Origin of the sequence: Kocuria coralli (assembly GCF_008831305.1) — a bacterium.
GTDB lineage: Bacteria > Actinomycetota > Actinomycetes > Actinomycetales > Micrococcaceae > Kocuria > Kocuria coralli.
This window is the reverse complement of record NZ_ML708618.1, coordinates 1-16,810: the sequence shown is the minus strand read 5'-3', so window position 1 is coordinate 16,810 and position 16,810 is coordinate 1. Positions and strand designations below refer to the sequence as shown.

The following is a 16,810-nucleotide window of genomic DNA, read 5'->3' as shown; positions in this document are numbered from 1 at the left end:
CACTCCTTCAGGGGGTCGAGACGGCGGTTGGTGTCAGACCTGCTGGCCGACGTCCCAGAAGAAGTTGATCAACGTCACGCTGGCGCCGCAGATCACCGCGGCACCGCAGGAGACGAGGACGCCGACCTTGCCGCGGCCGGCAAGGTGGGGGTTGGAGGAGTTGGCACCGAATCCCCAAACGATGGCGGAGATGATCAGCGCGAGAACGGACAGGATCAGGCCGATGGTCATGACTGCGCCGACGATGGTGCGCAGCTGCGCGATGCCGGGCAGGCCGTCATCGTTGGGAGTGATGTCGACATCCATCGGCAGCAGAGCCGGCAGAGCGGTGATGAGATCCAACACGTGAGTCTCCTGACGAACGGAACCCGCACTGAGGGGCGGGGAACACGGATGGGTTCGCAGATCAGGTGCGCCACCATCCCCACGGGCCGTCCGAGGCAGCAGTTCCGACCGCGTAGAGGGGTCAGATTTGCTGGCCGAGGTCGATGAGCCAGTTCATCCACGCCACACCGGCACCGGCCAGGATCGCGGTGCCGAGAGCGACGAGAACGCCGGTGCGACCCTTCCCGGCTGCGCTGTAGTTGCCGTTCGCGGCGGCGACGGCCCAGATGATCGCCGAGACGATCAGCATCAGGACGGCGGTGATGAGCACGAATGTCAGCAGCGCGCCGACCACCGCGCGCAGATCGCCGATCCCACCGATCCCGTCGAAGTCGGGGAAGACGTCCATGCCGCTCAACTCCCCACCGGCAGGGTCGGATGATCGAAGTGCCCGAGTACGGGGTGAGTACGTGGCAGGTGCATGTCACTCAGGTGCGTCGGGGTCGCCCCGGTGAACCGCTATCGAGGGTTAATCGTCGCGGTCTCGATGGGAAGGTGTCCTGGGTGAGGGCCTTGGTGCGCGGGTGTCATCGGTCGGGTGTCGGCGCGTCAGTGCTGGTCACGGCGACCCGAAGACAGCGGTGACGCCGGCGGTGAAGACCCACGGGTTGCGTATGACGCCAGCGGAACCGGTCAGGACTCCAGTAGCAGAGAAGGCGGGCGCGGCGTCAGCAGGCGGTCACCATGATTGCGGTTTCGACTCTCTCCAGAGAGGCCGGCACGGTCGGTGTTCTCGTGGTGCCGCTTGTTCATCACATCGGGTCTGTCCCGGAGCGTCATACCGCGCAGCAGGAGAGTTTGGTGACGTCGGTGGTGAATGATTGGGCCGCGATCTTGATGCCTTCGGCCATGGTCAGATACGGCGCCCAGCTTCGGGTGACCTGTTCGAGTGTCATCCTGGCTTCGAGGATGTAGACACCGGCGGCGGCGAGTTCGCCGGCGTCTTTGGCGACCGCGGTGAGTCCGAGGATGCGGCCGGTGTCGGCGTCGGCGACGATCTTGATCATGCCGCGGGTGTCCCGGTTGACCAGCGCGCGGGGCACGTATTTCAGGGGCAGGACGCGGCAGTCGCAACGGATACCGGCAGTGAGGACGTGTTCCTCGGTCATGCCGACGGCGGCCAGTGCAGGACTGGTGAACGTCACTCGTGGCAGGTGGGCGTAGTCCACGGTGCGGTCGGCGCTGGTGAACGCGTTGTCGACGATCATCGCCCCGTGTTGTGCGGCGACATAGACGAACTCGTGGTGCTCGGTCACGTCCCCGGCCGCCCAGACCCGGGGGTTCGTCGACCGGAGCTGGTCGGTGACCATGACTTCTCCGGTCTGGCCCGTCTTGACCCCGACGGCGTCGAGATTGAGTCCCCCGGTGACCGGGCGACGGCCGGTGGCCACCAGGACCTGGTCGGCTCGGAACTCTTGTTCGGTGCCGGAGACGTTCGTCGTCGCGACGACCCGGCCGCTGGCCGTGTCGTGGACCACGGAGGTGACCTCGGCGCGTCGAATCACCTGGATGCCTTCGTCGGCGAACACGTCCTCCAGGACCCAGGAGGCTTCGGGTTCTTCTTTCGAGGCCAGCCGGGAGCGGACCAGCATGGTGACTCGGGCGCCGAGTCGGGCGAACAATTGTGCTTGCTCCATCGCCACGTAGCCGCCACCGAGCACGAGCAGGGACTTGGGTACCTGGCTGAGTTCCATCGCGGTGGTCGAGGTCAGATAGTCCACGGTGGCCAGGCCCGGGATCGGTGCCGCCCAGGGGGCTGATCCCGTCGCGATCAGGTAGTGATCCGCCTCGATCGTCTCGCCCTTGCCGTCGCCGGTGACGGTGTGCAGTACCGGGGCGTCCGGGGTGCCAGCGAAGGACGCGTCGGCGTGCAGGACCCGCCAACCATAGGCGGCGGCCACGTCCTCGTACTTCTCACCGCGCAAGGACTTCACCAGTGACTGTGTGGCACCGGCCAGGGCCGGCATGTCCACGGGGTCGCTCGTCGCCCCGATCCCGGGAAACCGGGCGGCATCGGCTGCCGTGTGCCGCGCCTCGGCGGCCGCGAGCAGGCTCTTTGAGGGAATGCAACCGGTGTTCACGCACGTGCCCCCGAACGTTGACCGCTCGATCATCACCACTGATTTGCCCAGGCCGGTGGCCCGGATCGCTGCGGCGAATGCCGCACCGCCTGATCCGATGACCGCCAAATCGACCTTCGTGCCCATGATGTGTTCCTCCCTAACGTCGGTACTCGCCTCAGACCTTCAGTTTCAACCTTCCACTACACTGGAAGGTCAAGTGTGGGCGGAGGAGGGCATCATGCGGATCGGGGAGCTGGCTCATGCGGCGAGCTGGTCGAGGTCGTAGTGGGTCCACCAGTCGGTCAGTTCGCTCCAGGTGAGCACGAACGCCCGCACCGGATACCGCACCGGCACCGGCTCACCATCGCCCTGACCCGCTGCGGGCGTGAGCCGTGGGGCGTGTCTCTTTGGTGTCGTGGTCTTGATCCGGGCCAGGGCGTCGGCGGCGAGCTGGTGCAGGTCCGCGTCGCGGTCGCCTCGTGCGGTGTCGGCCTGTTCCCGGATCTGCCGGTAGAGGGGGTCGACGGGGTTGCCGGCGTCGATGCGTTCCAGGGCGGTCGTCGCCTGCTGGCGTAGTTCGTCTGGTTGGGCGGGGTCGGCGGCGATGTGCTGGAGGTGGCTGATCTTGTCCAGCGTCTTGTAGGACGCGCTGCCGGGGATCATTCGGGCGGCCTGCTCGCTGGCCCGGCCCTGGTCGGACGGTGCGGGAAATCTTCCCGCACCGTCGTCACCGGGCTGCCTCTGTGCACTGAACTGGGTCGCGGCCTGCCGGCGGGCGGCATCCTCGGCCATCACCTGTTTCAACTCCCGGTACAGGGCGGCGCCTTCGAGCTGGGTGAGGGGCTTGTGCAGGACGTTGTCGTCCTGTTCGGCCAGGAGGTGGCCGAGGCGGTCGGAGATGCCGGAGCGGACCCAGACGTTGACGGTCTTCCAACCGAGCTGCTGGATCGCGGCCAGCCGTCGGGCTCCGCAGACCAGGACCCCGTCGGGGGTGATGGTGATGGGTTGGAGGAGGCCGTCGCGGGCGATGGAGGCGGCGAGTGCGTCGATGTCGCCCAGCTCGGTGCGGTGCCGGCGCCCGGCCTGGATCGAGGCGACCGTGCGTTCCAGCTCGATAAACCCCGCCGGCGCGCTCATCGTGACCCGCCCCCACGGGGCTCATCGGCATCGCCGCGGTTCCGACGGCGGCCAGGGGCGGCGAGGGAGACCGAGAGCACGAGGTCGTCGTCGCGCAGCAGCACGGGCAGGCTTTCGCCGATCAGCAGGCGCAGCAGCACCCCACGGCCGAGGCCGGTAGCGGTGTAGGCCGGGTGCGGGTGGCCCAGCAGGGCCTTCAACAGCGCCGTCCAGGAGTGACTGGGGAGGTCGAGCAGGGCGCGGGCATGCTTGTCGCGTCGCAGCGACTCGTAGGCGGTCTGTCGGGTGCCGGCCCGGGTGAGTGCTCCGCAGACGTGCTCGATCGCAGCCCGGGCCGTGTCGGCAGGCCAGTCCAGGAGTGTGAACAGCGCGATCGCGTTTTCGACTGCCGAGCCTGCTGAGGTGCTGGCCCGCTCCGATGCCGGTATCTCGTCGGTGGCGTCCGGTGCGTCGGCGGCGGGGATGTGGAAGGCGGGGTGGTAGTCGGTCAGAGGGTTCTCGCGGTCGGAGAACCGTTCCGGGTCGTGGAAGGCGGATACGTGGGGGCGGCGGGCTTGGTGGACCGAGCAGAGCAGTCCTTGGGCGCGTTCTTCGAAGATGCAGGTGATCCGTACCGCGTGCGTGATCACCGCCCACGGATCGTGCGCCTCGCGGGCTGCCCGGGTGCGCATCACGTCGAACGCCGCAGAGGCGGCCTCCCACGGGTCCAGCCCGTGCTTGCGCGCCAGCGGCGCGTACTTCTCCGCGACGAACTGCATCAGCTCTGCTGCTTGCGGATCGTGCTGCCAGGCGTGACGCCCGCCGTGGTGGAGCCGGTGCAGCAGGGCGCGCAGGCCTTCACCGGTGGTGACATCCTCGATGCCGGTGAGCAGTGTGTCGTGAACGGGCTGGGTGTGTGCGGTCATGGTCAGGGCACCTCCTGACAAGCAGGTGCACCCGCCGCCCCCACGCGCCGTTTCTGCTGGCATTCGCATCGCTCGTCACCACCCGCTCAACTCATCCCGACCCGGCGTGACGGAGCAGCCTGGGCGGTGCTGCGGCCGAATGCCGACAGTGGCGGCAGTCGGTGGGCCCGGTCACCCAGGTGCCGGGTACTGGTGGTGATCGGGGTGCGGGTGCGGCGGGCCAGCTCGATCTCGAAGTCGATACCGCGGCCAGCGAGGGCCGCCCCGTGGCGGGCGATCAGGTCCGTGGGCCGAACCCACTCCACCCCCCGCGCGCGCCTCGCCTCCGCCGCTGCCGGGCTCTGCCATCCGGCTCCGCGCCGGTGGGAGGCCCGTGCGGCCCGGACCACGTCCAGTGCCTCGGTCTTCTCGACGGACTCCGGCGCCATGCGCGCGGACTCCGGCTCGGGTGTCTGCTCGGCGGCGTCGGGCGGCCGCGGATCGTGGTCGTGTTCGGAACTCATGGGGCCGCCTCCTCGACATCGGTGCTGTCGAGAAGGTGCGCGCTGGTGAACCAGCGGCCCACGGTGGAGGGATGCACGCCTAGTTCCCGGGCGATCTTCTTGTTCGACCACCCCTGTCCGCGCAGTTCCGCCGCGCGAGCACGCCGAGCGGTGGAGGCCGCCGCCCGGGGGTCGACCGTCGGTTCAGCGCTCTCATCCGCCGGTGCCGATGTAGCGCCAGTTGCCAACGCCGGTTCGATCTCGTCCCGCCTCGGCGCCCGCACCGTGCCGACCGCCTGGGTCTCCTCTGATTGCCCAGCTCCCGACCCCGGCGTTGGCGCCGGCATCCCGTCCACGTCGGATTCCTCGATGGACACGGACATGTCACTGGACACGGCGTCGTCGCCGGACGTCGGATCTTCGGGAGCTGGTTGTGGTCGGGTGAGGATGACGGTCAGGTGGGTGATCGCCAGAAGCACCACCGGGGGCACCGCGGCAACGGATGCGGCCAGCACCCCGGGGACATCGGCATCCGCGGCGACGACGGCGTGGAGGGCGTTGGCGGTCACCGAGACGGCAGCGCCGCCGATCAGCAGTGCCCACGGGTACCACGCTGATCGCTGTCCGGCCCGTGCGACAACGGCGACGGTGGCGACAACGATGATGCCGTCGACGATCAGCGGCCATGCCCACGCCTGCGAGCCGCCGACGCCGGACCGAGCGGCGAGATCGGCCAGCGCGGTGAACGACAGCCAGAACGCGCCGGCGGCGATGAACACGGTCCCGGCCACCGCGGTGACCACCGCCCATCGCCGGCTCCTCTGCCCGGTGCTGCTGGCATGGAGGGTCATGACAGCCCCGCACCGGAGGCGACGGCCGCACCGTCGCCTCCGGACTGAACCACCCGTCCGTTGCCGGCGACGAACCGTCCCGGACCCGCGAGGAGATCTGGAGTCGGGGTTGGGCGGTGCGGTAGGCCGAGCGGACGGTCGCGGTGATCTCTCGCTCACCCAGGCCCGCCTCCGAGGCCGCGGCTGAGAGCACATCCAGTGCCTCCGGCGCCGGGATGCTGTTCTCGGCGAGGCGGCAGGCGGCCCAGAACAGGCCTCGGTTCCGTTCCCCTTCGCTGCGGGCGGCGACCCACGCTGTCAGGCGCGAGACATCCGCTGACCGTTCCACCTCCTGGCCCGCCCTGCGGTGCGGCGTGGGACGGGGATCGAGGAACTCTCGTAGCCGGTCGGAGTCGAGCACCGACGACTCACCGGTGTTCACCCGACGCACGCGGTATTGACCGGTGCTGCCGTTCGTGGGCACCGTCGAGGGTGGGACGACGATGTACCCGCCGTCCCCGCGGAAGTCGATTCCGGCGCGCGCGGTCTGCCACGAGCGCTGTTCCCGGCCTGGTGTGGCCGGATAGTAGGCGTGCATCCCACCCGATGGCGTCGTCACGAGAAGCTGCCACCCTGACACCAACCCGGCACGGTGGGCGCGCTCGAACTCCCGGTATCCGTCGACGGGCCCGTGAACGTCGATATCGACGACCACCAGCCCGGACGCCGCGCCGGTGGGGACGGCGAGGTTCGCTTCCGGATGCTCGTGCCACCACGCCGTGATCCGTTCGAAGTCGAGGGTGGCGTCGTGGAAGCCATGCGTCGTCAGGGGACGCTTGCCGCCGGGCAGGCACGGGAAGACCGGCACCCCGGCGGCGGCCAGTTCCCGCGCCACTACCGAGACCGGCTGCGGGCTGGCGCGTCTCAGCACGTTGGCGACAGCGTCCACCGCGGGCGTCACAATGCCCTGGCCTGTGTCGCGGATGCAGTGACCGTTCGGGTTTCGGGCTCGGGCAGCGGTGTGACCCGGCGCTCAGGGGCTTCGTGGCTCGGCTGCTTGCGGGAAGTCTCCTCGCGATGTGGTGCGTCGCGGTTCAGGCCGGGCGGGGCGCCGTCGGTCACCTGTGCGGTGTCGAGCCGGTCCAGGATCAGCAATGCGGTCTTGCGGACCCGCTCTCCGGTGGCCTTGACGATCTCGCCGGGCTCTTTCCCGTCCACCCGGACGGCCCACGTGGAGACGTAGGGGATCGTGTAGCCGGAAGTGTCCATGCCATGGGCGGCGCCGATCATCAGCGCGACCGATTCCGCCTCCACCTCTCCGATGCCACGATGTTGACGCGCCTCGTCGCTGTCGGGGCCGTGGAGCAGGACGTGGCCGAGTTCGTGGGCTAGCGTCTTCACCTGCGCGGCAGGGTCCATGTTCTCCCGGACCGCCACCGTCTTCGCGGTGTAATCGGTGACGCCGTTGGCGCCGTGGATCATGCCCTCATGCGGCACCCGCAGCACCGCAAACCCCTGAGCGCGCACGTGGTCGGCCAGCCCATCCCACAGACCGGTGGGGGATTCGCCTTCCAAGAGCGTCGGCGCCGGCGGCTCCGGGATCGGCTGCCCGGAAGTCTGGGAGGCGTCCCACACGTAGGCAGGCTTGACGGTGATCATCTTCGACCGGACCACCTCGCCCGACCGGGGCTTCTCACTCTTGCCCAGGCGCCGCCACGTCTCCGCATCCGCTGGATTCGATGACGCGAACCGGCCGGTGACTGGGGCGAGAATCTGGTATCCAGACTGCCCCTTCTCGACCTGCCTGCCCAGGGCCTGCCACTGCCGGTACCCGGCCACATACGTCGGCATCGGCTCCGGCACCCGGCCCGCCTCATAGGCGCCCTGGTGCTGGGCCCAGATCAGCAGCGTGTTCGAGAACGATCTGGCCCTTAACCGTGCCGCGAACGCGAGCGCCCGCGCCCAGTCCTCGCCCGAGACGAGCTGTTCGACCGCGCCGGTCAGCCGCTCGTGCAGTTCGTCGAGCTTCGCCTCCCGCGCGGCCTGGGATGCTTCCCGTGTCGTCGCCATCGCCGCTGCCTCCCTCCGGATACCCTGAGCACCGAGTCGATCGGCTCGGTGACCATCAGGTGCGCCGGGAGCACCAACACGAAGACGGACCACGGAGAACGAAGTGACCGTCAGGTGCGGCAGTGAACCCGACGTAACTCACCGGACTACCAGCCCGTCAGGCGACAAGAGCACGGGATCGAGTGATGATGCGAAATCCCGTATCGCAGGTGCTCCGATGTGTACCGAGTCGTCAGCTGACGGCCTTCTGCCAAACGAGCTGGCGGTAGCGGGTCGGGCTTGCTCCGACACACTGGCGGAAGAGTCGCGCGGCATGCCCGCGGCTGTGCCAGCCGACTTCACGCATCGCGACCTTGATGGGCAGATTGGTATCGCGCAGCAGACGCGCCAACTCTTGGGCGCGCAGTGTCGCCAGGTACGTCATCGGTGTTTTCCCGTAGGCGTCGACGAAGACCCGGCCCAGCTGGGACGGCGAAAGGTGTACCGCCTCGGCAAGCTCGTGGATTGTCCACCGCCGTGCTGTCGCGGTGCGCAGGAGTCCGGCGGCCTCGCGTGCTTCGGCTCGCAAGGGCGCGAACCGGCGGTGGTGGGGCAAGCCGGGCCACGTCGCCAGCCGTTGGGACGGTGTCCCCCGGACCGGAGTCGTCTTGACGAAGGGGGCGATCACATCCAGCACCGCGAACAGCAGCGCCTGGAGCCGGTAGAAGCTCTCCGGTGAGGGTCCATCGATGCAGAGCGCCACCATCTCGTCCAGCCAAGGCATCAGCATCCCGGCGCGGTCCTCACCCAGGAGCAGTATCTGTGCAGGCTCGGAGTACAGCTCGTCGGCGAAGCCCTGGGCATCCAACCGATCGGCCAGCAATGCGGCGTGCTGCCAGAACACCTGGTCGATGATGTAGTCACGGTCGAGGTACAGCGTGGTGACCGTGACCCAGCCCTCGGGCTCACTGCCGCACAGAGTGTTTGCCCCCAACACCACAGCATTGCCGACGGTGACCGGCTTCTCACCGAACTCGCTGAGCAGGATCGCAGAGCCCGAGCGCACAAAGATCAACTTGACGCAGTCATAGGCGACCGGAGAGATGGGAGCGTGGATGGAGCGTGTGCGGGCAAGCACCGGGGAGAAACATCCGATCCCCATGCCATCACGCGCCCGCACCGTCCGGGTCAGCGTCGCGCCTCGTTACGCCGCTTTGTGGATGACATGGGGCCGAGGTGTCGCCCGGTCCATGCAGGACCAGCAAACGAGCGTCTCGATGGCTGCCTCCGGATGGCGCTACAGCACCGAGTACATTCGCGGCAAGGGTGATGGAAGCAGTACCGCCTCCGATCACCGCACGGGTGCAGGAAACGTTCCCCGTACCCGACTGCGCAGCGCGTGTCACCATCGCATATGACGATTCGACCGACATCGAGGTCCTCCCCACCTCTCGGCTCGTCCTGAGCGTGTCGAGCTGAGGCCGATGCCAGGAGCAACCGCAGCAGAGCGTCCCGTCGCCGAAAGTAGAGCGCGTGCTCATCATGTCCCTCCCGGCACCGGGGGTCTCGCCTCAGGGCACCACGACGATCTTGCCGGCGGCATGCCGGGTCTCGACTGTGGCAATCGCCTGCCCTGCTTCATCAAGGCTGAACTGGGTGCCCACGTGGGGATCGACCAGTCCGTATTGGATCACCTCGGTGATCTTCCCCATTGCCTCACTCGTGCGTGCCAGGGCCAGACCACCCAGCTCGGCGGCAGTGTCCAGATCAGCCGCGGAGATGATCCGGGCCCTGTCGGGCACCAAGTCCGCGACGGCGCGCAGCGCATCCCCGCCGACGAGGTCGACAATCAGATCTGGCCCGTCGGGACTGATCTCCCGCACCCGTTCGGGCAGGTTCGAACCGGATTCAACGAAGATGGCACCGGTGGACTCGACCAAGCCCCGCTTGACTGCGCTGGCCACACCGATGACCGTGAACTCGTGCACCCGTCCGATCTGGGCGGCCATCAGGCCCACCCCGCCGCCCGCGCCGAGCAGCAGGAGGGTCTGGCCAGGTTCAAGTTCGAGCTGATGGGTGACGTCGTAGGCGGTGGCCCCGGCCACCGGGATGGTGGCAGCGTCGGCAAAGGAGACCTCCTCGGGCTTGGCCACGGTCGTGGAGGCGCGCAACAGTGTGTGCTCGGCCAGCCCGCCTTGCCCGGGTGCCACCAGCCCGAGCACCTCGTCGCCCACGGTGAAGTCCTCGATCCCGTAGCCGACCTGGGTGATTACACCGGCCGCCTCACGGCCCATCGGCGCCGGCAGGCTCCAATGGCGACCCAGCTGGCCCTCGCGGATCTTCCAGTCCGCCGGGTTCACTCCGGCGGCCCGCACCACGATGGCGAGTTCGCCGGGTCCGGGCCCTGGAACAGGCCGGTCGACCAGCTGCTGGGTCTCGGGCCCGCCGTAGTCGTTGAACACGTAGACCTTGGACATGGGATGGGATCTCCTTCTCAATAGTTCGGTCTCGGCGTCGCAGTTGGTTCGCCAGGATGGCGATGTTCAGCGCCGCGGCGGTTCGTCCCGGCCGGCCTCTTCGGCAGCGTCGGCTTCGCCCTTGGTAGCGAAGGCGGCACCGACAGCGTGTTCCGGCGGGCTGTAGACGGTGTAGAGCACCAACGACTCCTCGCCGGTGTTGCGGAAGTTGTGCTGGGCGCCGGCAGGAATCGCGCACTGGTCGCCTGCCTCGATGGGGTGGGTGTGGCCGTTGAGGTCGGCCTCGCCGGCCCCGGAGACAAAGGTCAGGATCTGGTCGGTGTGTCCGTGGACCTCGTCGCCGATCTCACCACCGGGCGGAATCGTCATGACAACGATCTGGGCGTGTTCGCCGGTCCACAGCACCTTCCGAAAGTCCGGATTGTCCCGGGCGACATCCGCGATAGTGAAGTGCTCGACGTTGTCTCCAAGGGTGAAGTTCTTTTCGGTCATGGCTGATCTCCTCTGCTTCCTGTGCAGCTGTCTGTGTGGGTGGTGTCGCTGTCTGAGTTTTCGTGTCTGTCCGGACGGCCGGGGACGAGGTGCTCCGGACCGCCACGCGAATTCGATGTCAGACGGTTACCTGCTTCGCCCCTTTCTCGGTGGTCTTCTCGCTCTTTGGCGGCGCGGTCGAAGCGCGGGTCTTTCGCAGCAGTCGCATCGCATTGATGATGACCACCAGTACGGAGGCTTCGTGGACGAGCATGCCGACGGACATGGTCACCCCACCGGCGAAAACACCGGCCAGCAGCAGCACCACGGTTATCAGGGCAATCGCGATGTTCTGCCTCATCACTGACACGGTCCGCTTGGCCAGGCCAATAGCCTCCGGCAGTTTGAGCAGGTTGTCACCCATCAGAGCGATGTCCGCGGTCTCCACGGCCACGGCCGAGCCTGCCGCACCCATTGCCACGCCGATGTTGGCGGTGGCAAGGGCCGGGGCGTCATTGACGCCGTCGCCGACCATGGCGATGGTGTGGCCCTGGCGCTGTATCTGCGCGACCACGTCCAGCTTGTCTTCGGGGAGGAGGGAGGCGTGGATCTCGTCGATCCCGGTGGCCTTCCCGACGGCCTCGGCTACCAGCCGGGTGTCACCGGTGAGCATGACGACCTTCTCGACGCCGGCTTGGTGGAGCCGGGCGACCATTTCGGGGGCATCCCGGCGGATCTGGTCGGCCACCGCGACGACGCCGATCACCGTGTCGTCGACGGCCACGATCATCGGCGTTTTGCCGTCAGAGGCTAGCGCTTCCGCCGCCTGGGCGGCGCTGCCGTCGTCGGGGACGCCGTACTGGTCCAGTAGCGGCGGGTTGCCGATGAGCACCCGTTGGCCGGCGACATCGGACACGATGCCCTTACCGGGAACCGGGGTGACGGTGCCGGGAATCCCTTCCGGGGCCACCCCGTCCTCGCGCGCTGTCTCAAGGATGGGGCGGGCCAGCGGGTGCTCCGACCCGGCTTCGGCCGCAGCGGCCCAACGCAGCACCTCGGCACGGTCCCGTGTCGGATCCAGGACCACGACGTCGGTCAGCCGAGGCTGTCCCTCGGTGAGGGTGCCGGTCTTGTCCACGGCGACCGCTGAGATTTTCGCCGAGGTCTCCAGGAACTCGCCCCCCTTGATCAGGATGCCATTACGGGCGGCCCTGCCGATGCCGGCCACGATCGCGACCGGAATGGAGATGACCAGGGCGCCGGGGCAGCCGATGACCAGCAGGGTCAACGCGAGGACCACGTCGCCAGCGATCAGTCCGGCCACCAGTGCCAGCACCATCACTGCGGGGGTGTACCACTGGGAGAAGCGGTCCATGAAGGCCTGGGTGCGGGCCTTGGCGTCCTGGGCCTCCTCCACCCGATGAATGATGCGGGCCAGGGTGGTGTCCGCGCCGATGCCGGTAGCCAACACTTGCAGGAAGCCGCCTCGCGAGACGGTACCGGCGAACACCTGGTCGCCTTTAGATTTCTCCACCGGCATCGATTCGCCGGTGATGGAGGCCTCTTCGATGGCGCCGGTGCCGGAGACGACCTGACCGTCCACGGGGACCTTCGCGCCGTTCTTGACCAGGACGATCTCGCCCATCCTCACCTGTCCGGCAGGGATCTCCTGTTGTTCACCATCGCGCACGACGACGGCGGAATCCGGGGCGACGGCGACAAGCTCGGCCAGTGCCGAACGCGTCTTGTTCAGGGTCGCAGCTTCCAGAGCGTGCCCGATCGCGAACAGGAACGTGACCGCCGCGGCCTCCCAGAAGTTGCCGATGATGACCGCGCCGAGCGCCGCAACCGACACCAGCAGGTCAATCCCGATGACCCTGGCGATCAGTGCGCGAACCGCCTTGATCACGATCCCGGAGCCGGCGACCACCGCGGCAGCGACCATGAACACGTCCGCGAGGGTGAAGACCGCGCTGGCATGGGTGGCGTGGGTGCCGGCATCGAGCCACCACTGGGGACTGATGGTCAGGTTGGCCGCACCCCCGGCTAGCCGCTGAACGGCGAAGGAGATGATGATGAGCACGCCAGAGACCACGGGGACCGACCAGTTCCCATAGACCCATTTCTGGAACCTGTTCACTTTCAGGTACGCCCTTTCTACGATAAGTGCCGGCGGCCCGGCGGATAGGAATGTGGGAAGGATGTGCCCGCTAGCAGGGGCCGCGGCCTTAGAATGCGGAGGGAGTGGCCTTATAGCCGGCCTTGGCCACGGCAGCCACGAGGTCGTCTACGGAGACGCGCTCGGCGTCGTGGTCGATCTCGATGCGGGAGGAGGCGAAATGGACCTTCACATTCTCGACACCCTTGAGTCGGCCGACCTGCTTCTCGATCTTGGCCACACAGGACGGGCAGGAGAACCCTTCAGCCCTCAGAAGGGTGTGGGTGGCGGTGGAGGTAGTCATTGTGAGAATCCCTTTCACGGTGGTGTTCCTTTTATTGACACCTTCACGATAGGTTCGGGCCACGGGGAACTCCTTGATCCAGATCAAGTTCGGGCGGCACCGCACCAGGCGCTCCTGACGGCATCCGGCGTCGTAGCGCCAGCGCCGATTCCGGTAGGCTTGAGGCATGCCTGAGGATGAGCTGTGCGTAGGGCGCGTCCCGATCTTCCAAGGGCTGACGCGCCAGGAGCAGCTGCACGTCGCCGACTTCGTCCGCCCGGTGTCCGTCGACAAGGGGACGATTGTTTGTTCTCCAGGGCAGTCCGTGTCGCGCCTGCTGGTGATGCACAAAGGACAGCTCAAGGTCAGCGCCACGGCGCCCAATGGCCAGGAACAGATCCTGCGAACAGTGACCGACGGTGATGTCGTGGGGGAACGGACCTTCCTGACGGGCCATCGCCCGGTGGACCTCGTCGTCGCGCTCGAAGACAGTCGGATGTGCGTCTTCGACCACGCTGACCTCTCGGGCCTGCTACGCGACTACCCCGACATCAGTCAGCGGATGCTGCGGACACTCTCCGACCGACTCTCCTCAGTCGAGCGACTGCTCGCCGCGATCACCTCCAGCGACGTCAACGCCCGTGTCGCCGCCTACCTGCTGGATCTGCCCGGCAGCAGCATGCGAGACGGAATCGCTACGGTGCGGCTGCCGATGGCGAAGCAGGAAATCGCCGCCTACCTGGGCACCACGCCCGAAACCCTGAGCCGACGCCTCGCCGCTTTCTCCGCCTCCGGCGTCATCGACCTCCACGGACGCCGTGACGTCTCGATCCTCGACGCCGATGAACTTGAACGCGTGGCCACACCTCGTTAGAGCCGGGTACCGTGTCGGATTGACGCCGGGGTCTCCGGCGCTGGTGATGAGCCGAGCGCCGTCGTCCGTTTGGCCGGAGTCTTAAGTCAGGACCCCGCACCGGAGGCGATGCCCTTGCCGCCGCGCTCGGGCTCCTGTTTCCGTCGCTCGGCGTAGTGGAAGATCGTCCAGTAGAGGACACCGATCATCACTCCACCGCCGACGATGTTGCCGAGCGTGACGGGCAGTAGGTTGTCCACGTAGAACGCGTTCCACGTTAGATCGCCGTACGCGGCCGCGTCGATCCCCGCACCGGCGAAGAAGTCGGCCCCCGCGGTGTCCTTGATGAGGATCGCCAAGGGGATCATGAACATGTTGGCGACAGAGTGCTCGAAGCCTGTGGCGACGAACAGGGCGATGGGCATCGTCACGGCGAGGATTTTGTCCGTCGTGGTGCGGCCCGAGTAGGCGGCCCAGATCGCGAGGCAGACCAAGAGGTTGCACAGGATGCCGAGCACGAAGGCCTCGAGGAACGTGTGCGAGACCTTGCTCGAGGCGGTGTCGAGGACGACGGCGCCCCATCCGCCCTCGGCGGTGCGCCACGTCCCGCCAGCGTAGATGAGCACGACGATCGTCAAGGCGCCGAAGAAGTTGGCGACGTAGACGATCCCCCAGTTCCGCAGCAGCTGGAACCACGTGATCCGGCCGCTCGCGCGAGCGGTGAGGGTCAACGTCGACGAGGTGAACAGCTCGGCCCCGGTGAGCACCACGAGGGCGAGGCCGCTGGAGAAGACCAGGCCACCGAGCACCTTCGCCACGCCGAGGGGGAGACCCTCCGCGCCGACCTGGCTCGTCGTGAAGAAGACGAACCCAAGCGCGATGTAGCCGCCGGCGGTCAGGCCGAGCAGGAAGGACTTGAGTGGCCACCCGGTCGCCTTCGCGTAGGCGGCGTCCTCCGCGGTCTGTGCCATCTGCGCCGGGGTCGGCATGGCTGCGGACTCGTGGTCGTCGGCCATTTCGGCTCCTTCGCTGACTGGGATCGGGCGGTGTCAGGCGATCGAGTAGTTGCCCGCCTGTCGCAGGGCCTGGTCGATGACGACGGGGTCGAGCACGATGTCATCCTTGTGCTTGAGGATGATGCGCGACTCCTGGTCTTCGATCTCGGTCGCGGCGCCACCGACGCCGGTCACGTGGTACATCGCGGCCTGCACGGTGCGTGCATCGCCGCTGGTCCGCATGCCCTTGACGATGAAGGTCGTGCTGATCAACTGGTCCCCTCTCAGATCACTCCGTTGAACGCCTGCATGGCGCCGTCCTCGCGGGTCCCCCCGCGGCCGTCACCGTACTCGGCGTAGTCCCGGATCCACTCGATGGACCTGATCCACTTGACCATCTTGTAGCCGTGGTTGGACTCCACGCGCAGCCGGAGCGGCGCCCCGAGGTGGATGTCGAGGGGCCGGTCGTTGCGCTCGTAGGCGAGGATCGTGTTGTCCTCGTCGAGCATCTTCAGGTCGAGCACCGTATAGAAGGGCTCGCGGGGACGGTGGTCCCACATCTCCTGGGCCAGACCGTGGGACGTGATCATCACATAGTTGGCACCCTCGGGCCGGGGGCCGAGCAGGTCGAGGACGTCGGTGAGCTTGACGCCCGCCCACTTCGAGGTGGCCGACCAGCCCTGCATGCACGTGTGGACGGCGATGTACTCGGTCTTCGGCATCGCCTTGAGCTCGTCGAGGCTGAGCTCGATCGAGCTGTCGTCAAGTGCGTTCCCCACCTTGAGGCGCCAGTCCTTCCATCCGGTGTCACGGTGGTGGAGCCACTCGGTGGACTCGTCCTCGGTCGGTGGCAGGCCGTTCGTCCAGTGGAACTCGGACAGCTCCTTCTCCGTGTAGGCGTTCTGCTTGTGCATCCGCGGCTTCATCCAGTTGAGCCCGATCTTGCGGACCGGCTCGGTCAGGGTGACGAGGATCTTCTGGGTGAGTGGCCGGTTAATCAGCGAGGCGTAGCTGAGCCCGATCCAGAACGCGAACACGAGGACGATCGTGATGAGGACGATCGTGAATGCCTGCGCGTACCGGGCGGTGTCGGTGACCCCGAAGACCATGTGCGGAAGGTTGTACTCGGGGTGCACGAGAAAGACCAGCCCGACATGCCCGATAATGAACAGCGTCATCAGCACCATGCCGATGAAGTGCAGCGACTGCGCGCCCTGGTGACCGCCCCAGAACCTCACGTAGCGCGGGAAGCGCGAACGGATGGCCGGCGACATCGCCAGGCCCGTGAGGATGAGGAACGGCGCGAGGATGAAGATGACACCCGTGTACGTGAGCATCTGAAGGGCGTCGTACAGGGTGAAGTACTCGATGTCGGGGACCCCGAAACCCGCGTAGATCTTCATCGATTCCCACGCCTCCGGGAAGATGTCCCACGAGGTCGGGACGATGCGCCGCCACAGACCGGTGCCGAACAGCAGGACGACGTAGGCCAGTCCGTTGATCAGCCAGAGCGTGACGCCGAACCCGTGGAAGTGACGACCGAGACCGATGTTCTTCCGGCCGGGCAACGTGAAGATCGGGCTCGCGCTCCGCTCGTCCATGAGCGAGGTGTAGACGCCCTCCTCCTGGGGGAGCTCCTGGCGCGTAAACTTCAGCCATTCAGTGCCCGGTTTGCTGTCGTTGCGCCACCACAACCTAGTGTCGCGTGTCGTTAGTTCCTGAA

Annotated in this window: 17 protein-coding genes and 1 pseudogene; 1 reads left to right on the top strand and 17 read right to left on the bottom strand. The window is 67.3% G+C overall.

The genetic code is table 11. From position 1 onward, the window contains the following. Positions 1-33: 33 nt before the first annotated feature. The 14 genes and pseudogenes from FCK90_RS08730 to FCK90_RS08665 all read right to left on the bottom strand — a co-directional run bounded on the left by FCK90_RS08730 (position 34) and on the right by FCK90_RS08665 (position 13,260). Positions 34-345: a DUF6112 family protein gene (locus FCK90_RS08730; RefSeq protein WP_158033932.1), complete on the bottom strand. Its 312-nt coding sequence runs from the start codon at positions 343-345 to the stop codon at positions 34-36. Positions 346-466: 121 nt separating this feature from the next. Next, complete coding sequence (locus FCK90_RS08725; RefSeq protein WP_158033931.1) at positions 467-733, bottom strand: DUF6112 family protein; 267 nt, start codon at positions 731-733, stop codon at positions 467-469. Positions 734-1,160: 427 nt separating this feature from the next. Next, complete coding sequence (gene merA, locus FCK90_RS08720; RefSeq protein ID WP_158033930.1) at positions 1,161-2,591, bottom strand: mercury(II) reductase; 1,431 nt, start codon at positions 2,589-2,591, stop codon at positions 1,161-1,163. 114 nt (positions 2,592-2,705) lie between these two features. Then, positions 2,706-3,584, bottom strand: coding sequence for a ParB N-terminal domain-containing protein (locus FCK90_RS08715; RefSeq protein ID WP_246180105.1), 879 nt, complete (start codon positions 3,582-3,584; stop codon positions 2,706-2,708). Continuing rightward, complete coding sequence (locus FCK90_RS08710; protein ID WP_158033929.1) at positions 3,581-4,489, bottom strand: hypothetical protein; 909 nt, start codon at positions 4,487-4,489, stop codon at positions 3,581-3,583. The genes FCK90_RS08715 and FCK90_RS08710 overlap by 4 nt, the downstream gene beginning before the upstream one ends. Before the next feature lie 86 nt (positions 4,490-4,575). After that, entirely contained in the window at positions 4,576-4,992 is a 417-nt protein-coding gene (locus tag FCK90_RS08705) for a hypothetical protein (RefSeq protein WP_158033928.1), read from the bottom strand. Further along, positions 4,989-5,822, bottom strand: coding sequence for a DUF2637 domain-containing protein (locus FCK90_RS08700; RefSeq protein ID WP_181954251.1), 834 nt, complete (start codon positions 5,820-5,822; stop codon positions 4,989-4,991). Before FCK90_RS08700 ends, FCK90_RS08705 begins: the two co-directional genes overlap by 4 nt. Before the next feature lie 130 nt (positions 5,823-5,952). Further along, positions 5,953-6,696 (bottom strand): annotated as a pseudogene (locus FCK90_RS08695) (bifunctional DNA primase/polymerase); the annotation flags it as partial. Between the two features lie 62 nt (positions 6,697-6,758). After that, positions 6,759-7,871, bottom strand: coding sequence for an ArdC-like ssDNA-binding domain-containing protein (locus FCK90_RS08690; RefSeq protein WP_158033927.1), 1,113 nt, complete (start codon positions 7,869-7,871; stop codon positions 6,759-6,761). 232 nt (positions 7,872-8,103) lie between these two features. Then, positions 8,104-9,012 (bottom strand): helix-turn-helix transcriptional regulator, encoded by a 909-nt coding sequence (locus tag FCK90_RS08685; RefSeq protein ID WP_158033926.1) that lies wholly within the window; start codon positions 9,010-9,012, stop codon positions 8,104-8,106. A gap of 409 nt (positions 9,013-9,421) precedes the next feature. Continuing rightward, complete coding sequence (locus tag FCK90_RS08680) at positions 9,422-10,327, bottom strand: NADP-dependent oxidoreductase (RefSeq protein ID WP_158033925.1); 906 nt, start codon at positions 10,325-10,327, stop codon at positions 9,422-9,424. A 66-nt stretch (positions 10,328-10,393) separates the two neighbouring features. Continuing rightward, the gene (locus tag FCK90_RS08675) at positions 10,394-10,819 is read right to left on the bottom strand and encodes a cupin domain-containing protein (RefSeq protein WP_158033924.1); all 426 of its coding nucleotides are present in this window, start codon (positions 10,817-10,819) and stop codon (positions 10,394-10,396) included. A gap of 118 nt (positions 10,820-10,937) precedes the next feature. Then, a complete protein-coding gene (locus tag FCK90_RS08670; RefSeq protein WP_158033923.1) occupies positions 10,938-12,938 on the bottom strand; it encodes a heavy metal translocating P-type ATPase in 2,001 nt (666 codons plus the stop codon). A gap of 88 nt (positions 12,939-13,026) precedes the next feature. Next, positions 13,027-13,260, bottom strand: coding sequence for a heavy-metal-associated domain-containing protein (locus FCK90_RS08665; protein WP_158033922.1), 234 nt, complete (start codon positions 13,258-13,260; stop codon positions 13,027-13,029). 166 nt (positions 13,261-13,426) lie between these two features. On the opposite strand from FCK90_RS08665, the gene FCK90_RS08660 reads away from it, so the two are divergent. Beyond that, positions 13,427-14,113, top strand: coding sequence for a Crp/Fnr family transcriptional regulator (locus FCK90_RS08660; protein ID WP_158033921.1), 687 nt, complete (start codon positions 13,427-13,429; stop codon positions 14,111-14,113). An 86-nt stretch (positions 14,114-14,199) separates the two neighbouring features. Here FCK90_RS08660 and focA read toward each other — a convergent pair whose 3' ends face one another. The 3 genes from focA to FCK90_RS08645 form a co-directional block, all read right to left on the bottom strand. Beyond that, positions 14,200-15,108 (bottom strand): formate transporter FocA, encoded by a 909-nt coding sequence (focA, locus tag FCK90_RS08655; RefSeq protein ID WP_181954250.1) that lies wholly within the window; start codon positions 15,106-15,108, stop codon positions 14,200-14,202. A 33-nt stretch (positions 15,109-15,141) separates the two neighbouring features. Next, entirely contained in the window at positions 15,142-15,360 is a 219-nt protein-coding gene (locus tag FCK90_RS08650; protein WP_158033920.1) for a hypothetical protein, read from the bottom strand. Between the two features lie 11 nt (positions 15,361-15,371). Continuing rightward, the coding region (locus FCK90_RS08645; RefSeq protein ID WP_246180104.1) for a molybdopterin-dependent oxidoreductase at positions 15,372-16,810 on the bottom strand (1,439 nt) is incomplete at its 5' end.